This is a genomic window from Actinospica durhamensis (assembly GCF_018139695.1).
GTDB lineage: Bacteria > Actinomycetota > Actinomycetes > Streptomycetales > Catenulisporaceae > Actinospica > Actinospica durhamensis.
Window position 1 is genome coordinate 1 of record NZ_JAGSOG010000381.1, and the last position, 6,540, is coordinate 6,540.

Sequence of the window (6,540 nt, forward strand, 5' to 3'; positions counted from 1 at the left end):
GGTTCTGGGGCGGGCGGCTGTTCCGCCTGCTGCGCACAGTGCACTGAAGGAGACGGAGATCAGTGCGCCGGAACTACTCATGGTGGGGGCCATAGCCTTCGGGGCTGAGGCGCAGGCGGCTATGCGCTCTCTGCGCGAGCTTGGCTTCTTATGGATTCAATTCCGAAGAATATAGTTGTGGGGATTGGTGGGGCAAGGTCTGTTCGCGTTCTTGGCGTAATCTTGACTTGATTGGCGCGCTATTCTCGTGCATTGGTGGCCGCCGAATTGGCGGCATTTATGCTTACGGAAATGAATGCTTCTGGGAAAGCCTTGGTGGCTATGGTGTGATGGCGAAGCCCCAGGTCGAGGCCTTCGCGAGCTCGGCGAAGGTGGCGGCGGAAGTCGGGTCCGAATTGATCATCCAGTCGGTCTCGTTGGCGCCGCTCTTGTCGTAGTTGAACCAGACGAAGCCGAGTACGTCGGAGTGGGCTTGCACGCCGGTGAACAGGTTGCTGATCTCGGTGGGCTTTTCGGCGCTGGGGGAGACTCCGGTCTCGGCGATGAGGAAGGGCTTCTCGGTGAAGGTGCGGACCTGTTCCATCGTGGGCTCGAACAGCGTGTCGAAGGTGGAGCGGCCGCCGGGAGTGGTGTTGTAGTAGCCGGTGAGGCCGACCCAGTTGACGTAGGCGTTGCCCGGATACAGGGGCTCGAGCGCGATGTCGGGGACGGGGTAGGTGACGTTGACGTCCCAGAGCCAGATGACGTTGGTGGCGCCGACCTTGCTGAAGATGTCGTGGATGCGTCGCCAGGCCTTGACGAAGTCGGCCGCGCTCGTGCCCTTGGTGCCCCAGTTGTACCAGTTGCCGTTCATCTCGTGGCCGAAGGACAGGACGATCGGCACGTTGAGGGCTTTGATGGTCTGCGCGAGGGTCGTGGCGTAGGCGTCCGAGGCGCCGGCGGCGATGTCGGCGATGGACGGGGTGGTGGGCTCGAACTGGATGAGCGGCAGGATTCCGTCGTTGACGAGGTTGAGTACCCAGGTCTGGTTGAGGGACTGACCCCAGGGGACGTAGTAGGCGACCATGTTCGGCGTCTTGCCGATTTCTTTGCTCAGCTTGGTCAGGCCGGTCATGTCGTCGGGGATGCCGTCTTGGGCGATGCCGAGGTACTTCTTGGTGGGGTCGAGCAGGGTGGAGACGTTGACGGTGGCGTTGGTGGACTGTGTCTCCACGCTGGTCGAGGACGATGCCGCGGTGTGGGTGGGAGTGGTGGCGTTCGATGCCGAACCTGTTGCTGCCTCCGCCGAACTCGTCGGCGCTGTCGACCCGGCGGACGCGGACGCGGCCGCGGATGCCGATGCGGACGTGTCGGAGACGGGGTGGGAGTAGGCGAAGATCAGGAACAGGCCGGTGGCCGCCGCGCTCGCGGCGAACAGGGCTCGGGTGAAGGTGCGCTCAAGCATCAACGGGGGTCGTCCACTTCGTGCCGAGGATCCGCAGGATGGTCACGAGATAGAAGACGGCCGGGACGAAGATGGGGGTGAAGGCGGCGGTGTTCATGTCGAGCATGCGCCAGCCGGAGAGCACGACGCCGAGCGCGCCCGCGCCGAGGCTCCAGGTCCACAGGCCCAGCCACAGCCTCCGGTTGCTCTTCTTCTTTCCGCCGCTGGGGCGCCACGACATCTGCCGGCCGCGCAGCGCGTCCCAGAACGCGAAGATGTTCGACCAGCTGACCACGACGGTGACCGGCCACATGTCCACGCCGCAACGGACCCGGTGCCACAGCGGGGTCATCACGAAGGTGTAGAGCGCGCTGGGCAGAACGAGCAGGTAGTTGCGCAGGATTACCTCGTGCGGCGTGACCAGGCACAGGATCACGGCGATCAGTGGGCTGAGGATCGTGAACATGGCGGTCTCCACGTAGTAGAGGAAACCGACGATGTCGTAGAGCCGCGCGCGCAGCGGCATCTTGGTGCGCCAGAAGGTGCGGTCGGAGACGATACTGATCGTGCCGGCGCACCAGCGGTACTGCTGGCTGAAGAACGAGTCGACGTCGGCGGGGCACAGGCCGGAGGCGAGGTTGACCGGCAGGTAGCGCACCTTCCACCCGAGCCGGCGCAGGTCGATGCCGGTGTGGGCGTCCTCCGAGTGGGAGATGAGCGTGATGCCGCCGTTCTCGGCCAACGCGGCGCGCCGGTAGACGGCGTTGGTTCCGCAGCACACCACCGAATCACGCTGGTCGCGGGCGACCTGGACCGCCCGGTAGAACAGCTCCTGGGAGGTCGCGGCCCCACGTTCGACGAAGGTCTGCTCGCCGGCGTTGCGGAAGAACTGCGGGGTCTGCAGGATCCCCAGCTTCGGGTCCTGCTCGAAGTAGGGGAGGGTCTCCATCAACATCTCGGCGCTGGGCACGAAGTCCGCGTCCAGGATCAGGATGAACTCGCCGGTCGAGCGTTCGAGGCCGAAGTTGAGGTTGCCGGCCTTCTTGAACCAGCCGCGGTTGGGCCGGGAGCCGTACCGGAAGCCGAACTCGGCGGCCATGGTCGCCACCTCGGGCCTGGCCGCGTCGTCGAGGACGTAGGCGGTGACGACGCCGGGGTAGCCGTCCTGCAGCGCCGCCACGTACGTCCACGTGTTGCGCAGCACCTCGAGGCTCTCTCCGCACACCGGGAGCATGACGTCGACGCTGGGGTAGGTCTCCGGCCCCCACCGCGCGACCAGCTCGCTGTGGGCGTGAAAGTCGAAGCCGCGGGTGCCGATCTCCAGGAACAGGCGGATCACGATGACGGTCGGGGTCATCATCACGACCGGGAAGAGCACCCACAGCCGCATCGAGTTGGCCAGGAAGCCGAGCTGTGTGTAGAGCAGGAACGGGGCGCTCATGACCATGCCCAGGATGAGCACCCACATGCGCCGCTCGTTGTAGAGGTGCTTCTCCGTGCGCTGCGACGGCGGCTTCGGCAGGACCGTGCCGGTGGCCTTCACCGTCGCGGTGAACAGCTCCGGACGCCACAGCTGCTCGTCCCCGTACGGGTCCGGCTCGTCGCCCCAGGTGAGGCGATCGCGTGCCGGGGCCGGCGAACGCTTGAAGGGGAGCAGGGTGATGCGGGAGAGCAGGACGGTCTGGGCCGCGTCGGTGGGCTCGGGCGTACGTTCGTCGTCGACGGGTTGCAAGAGGTGTGCCGACGGTATCCGCGGCAGCAGTTCGGTGACCTGTTCGGGGATCTTTCGTCTGCGTCCTCGGCCGCCGGGAAGGTCGCCGGCAACGTCGCCGGACGCACTCTCGGCGCCGACAGCGACGACAGCGACGACAGGCACGCCGGCCTCGTCGTCGGCGGCCGGGTCCGTGACCGGCGCCGCCGCGGCGCCGTGTCCGTCCAGCGTGGTCATCGGCGAACTCCGATCAAGGTCCAGATCTCGACGTCGGTCCGTCCGTAGCGGTCGTAGCTCGGGATCGCGGTGCGCTGGTAGCCGCTCGTCGCCAACAGCTGGTCCAGGGTCAGGTCGAGGCCCGGGGTGGCGTTGTAGTCGATGAACACGACTCCGAAGTAGCGCTGCGAGATCGCCGCCTGGTACGCGGGCACGCCGGTGAGGGTCTTGCCGTCCGAGGTGAAGGACAGGCCGTAGGTGTCGTTCCAGACCAGCCGTTCGCCCCGGTCACCGAGGTAGTAGCGCTCCACCCACGGGTCCTCGGCCAGGATGTGGGTGCCGGCCGGTACGTCGGCGGTCGCCGCTTCCAACTTCTGCATGTACGTGGTGGAGTTCAGCCATTCGCCGAAGAATTCGTGGGCCTGATTGGCGCCGTACGTACCGAGCGCGGCGACCAGCGCGACGGCGGGCACGATGCGCCACCATGCTCGCCCGGCCAGCTTGTCGATCAGCCAGCCGCCCATGGGGGCGGCGAACATCAGGCCGTACCCGGCGTGCTTCTCGAGCGACGTCAGGGTGTGCAGGCGCATGTCGCCGAGCGGGGCTATGAGGGCCGATCCGGATAGGACGACGGCGAGCAGCGCGCGGGCCTTCCAGTTCCAGTCGTCCGTCATCGGGGTCCTCGAAGCGGGCGTGACGCTCGCGGGACGCCGCCGCAGCATGAACCACAGCGTGCCGAAGACCGCGAGGATCAGGATGAAGCCCACGTACACACCCGAGCGCTCGGCCACCTGTCTGACCGTGTTCGTGGCCGCGGGCCGGTCCAGCGTGGTGGACATCAGGCCGGTCACCGTGGTGCGTCCGGCCAGGCACAGCAGGGCGAAGCCGGCTAGGGCCATGAAGGACCCGAGCAGCCCGGCGCGCACCGCGGCCCAGCGCCAGCCGACCGAAGGCACCGCGCAGATCGCCGCCACCAGGATGACCGGGATCGCGTACACCAGAGCCGCGTACTTGAAGGCGACCGCGAACGTGGTGAGCGCGACCGCCTCCATCATCAGGACCTTGTTCCGGCCGGACCGGATGCCGTAGAAGAAACCTGAGGCGAGCAGGAAGACGGCCGGGGCGTCGAAGGTCGCCAGGTGGCTCATGAACAGCGACGGCCCGCACAGGCCGAACAGGGCGGCGGACCAGATCGCGGCCCGCCGGCCGAACAGCAGCACGGCCGCCCGATACAGCATGATCGTGGCGCCGAGCATGCATACCAGGCTCAGCCCGCGCGCGGCACCGAGCCCGCCCATCGCATTGGCCACGGCGCCGATCAGCGGGTAGAGGTACGGCGAGCCGGAGAAGAAGGTCGCGTAGTCCATCGTCGGCCCCTGGCCGCCGAGCAGCCCGGTCCACTCCGTGTGCCCGGAGAACAGGTAGCAGGCTTCGTCGACGAAGGCACTGTCGCCGAGGCTTAGCGCGATACCCGCCTGGGCCGCGAGCACCGCCGCGAGGGGCATCCGGCCCCACCACCGGCGGCTGATCCCGAACCGGCTGCCCCGGGCCGGCTCCGGGTCGGGCGCCTCGGGTGATGTGAGCGGCCTGATGCGCGGCAGAACGACGGTCTCAGACATCCGCCGTCCACAATGCCCGCGGGCGCGAATGCGCGGCACAGATCACAGAATCCACCCTCCACGGCCGGCCACGGTTGTCGGCGCCGCGCGCGGCGTGAGAACCACTGATTTCCTGGAAATGCGGCTGAACGCAAAGGTGGCGCCCGCGCGCCGTCATGCTACAACAGGCTTCGTTCTCGGCAAAAGCACAGTCAAGAACTCTTTGCGTTGCGGGATGGAAAGCCGACGGCCTGCATTCATACCGGCGATCTGGTCGACATTTCCGCTGGCGGAATATCATTCCCCGAGGCTTGCGGGAATGACGCGGAGTCGGCGGCTAGGCGGCGTCGCCGCGCTGGCGGTCCAGCCTCGTGAAGTACTCGGCGAGGGCTTGCTCGACCAGATACTGCGGGCTCAGGCCCTGTAGTGCGACCTCTTCGGTCAGGCGCTCGTTATGTCCGGCCAGTATGCGCACGGTCAGCGGAACGCGGACCGGACCCCGAGGCCGACCCAGCCGGCGGCGGCTCCCGCCGGAAGTCTCGGGTGCGGCCGACTTCTCGTCACCGGGGTCTTTGCCCGAAACCTCGGCTGACATCGACATGGACTGGTCTCGCTCTCTACCTCACGCCCGCTCACGGCCATGCACGTGGCGCCGACCCCTTACTCGCAGAAGCTTATATTTCAATGATGAGAAGGCAATGTCAACCGGATACCGGCAGCGGAGTGGGGCGTGCGGCGGGAGTCAATGGTCTTTCTATGAGCTTTTTATGAAGGTCAATCCGGAGGCGGAATGCCATGCGCGCTCAGTGGGATCCGTAGCCCGGATCGATGCCTTGATGGGCGCGCTCCAGTGATGGATGTCACATCAATGGGGATGGGCATTCATCGTGCTCACACGCAATGCCTGGTCCGGCTCGGTCGCGCGCCTGATCCGCTTCAGGACGTCATCGAGTCGATCGGGCGAGGCACGCGGGGAACGCCAGGTGAGGTCGAGACCGTCGTGCTGCCACCGCGGGACGACGTGGGTGTGGAAGTGGAAGACGTCCTGTCCGGCGGCGCTGCCGGAGTTGTGCTTCACGTTGATGCCGTCGGGGGTGAGCGCCGTGGCGAGCAGGCCGGCGACCCGGTGCACCATGGCGGCGACCTGGCCGTGCACGGTCGCGGACACGTCCCACAGGTCGCGCACATGCTCTCGGGGGACCACGAGCGTGTGGCCGGGGGCGGCGGGCCTGATGTCGAGGAACGCCACGGTGTGTTCGTCTTCGAGGATTCGTCGCGACGGCAGCCGTCCGGCGACTATCCCGCAGAAGACGCAGCCGCTCGTGCCGGTCACCATCGCATCACCATCGCACGGGCCGTCCTCGCGGGCTACCGGATTTGCCCCGGCCGCTGGACGGGGGGTGCGTGCGGGCGGTGCAATAGGGCCATGCATATCGCGTTCTGGATCACCGCCGGCGTTCTGGCCCTGTTCTACCTCTACGGGGGCGGGATCAAGGTGGTCCAGTCCCGCGAGCAGCTGCTGCCGATGATGCAGTGGGTGAAGGACGCGCCGATGTGGGGGGTGCGGGCCATCGGCGGGGTCGAGGTGGCGG

General features: G+C 67.1%; 6 protein-coding genes. 1 reads left to right on the forward strand and 5 read right to left on the reverse strand.

Annotated elements, in window-relative coordinates:
* Window positions 1–319 precede the first annotated feature (319 nt).
* The 5 genes from KDL01_RS37995 to KDL01_RS38015 form a co-directional block, all read right to left on the reverse strand.
* On the reverse strand, window positions 320–1,444 hold the full coding sequence (locus KDL01_RS37995; protein WP_212533562.1) for a glycoside hydrolase family 26 protein: 1,125 nt from the start codon (window positions 1,442–1,444) through the stop codon (window positions 320–322).
* On the reverse strand, window positions 1,437–3,371 hold the full coding sequence (locus KDL01_RS38000; RefSeq protein ID WP_212533563.1) for a glycosyltransferase family 2 protein: 1,935 nt from the start codon (window positions 3,369–3,371) through the stop codon (window positions 1,437–1,439). Before KDL01_RS38000 ends, KDL01_RS37995 begins: the two co-directional genes overlap by 8 nt.
* Complete coding sequence (locus tag KDL01_RS38005) at window positions 3,368–4,969, reverse strand: ArnT family glycosyltransferase (RefSeq protein WP_212533564.1); 1,602 nt, start codon at window positions 4,967–4,969, stop codon at window positions 3,368–3,370. Before KDL01_RS38005 ends, KDL01_RS38000 begins: the two co-directional genes overlap by 4 nt.
* 316 nt (window positions 4,970–5,285) lie before the next feature.
* On the reverse strand, window positions 5,286–5,549 hold the full coding sequence (locus KDL01_RS38010) for a hypothetical protein (protein ID WP_212533565.1): 264 nt from the start codon (window positions 5,547–5,549) through the stop codon (window positions 5,286–5,288).
* 264 nt (window positions 5,550–5,813) lie between these two features.
* Entirely contained in the window at window positions 5,814–6,284 is a 471-nt protein-coding gene (locus KDL01_RS38015; protein WP_212533566.1) for an HIT family protein, read from the reverse strand.
* A gap of 90 nt (window positions 6,285–6,374) precedes the next feature.
* Here KDL01_RS38015 and KDL01_RS46270 point away from each other — a divergent pair.
* A partial coding sequence (locus KDL01_RS46270) for a DoxX family protein (RefSeq protein WP_212533567.1) occupies window positions 6,375–6,540 on the forward strand: 166 nt, incomplete at its 3' end.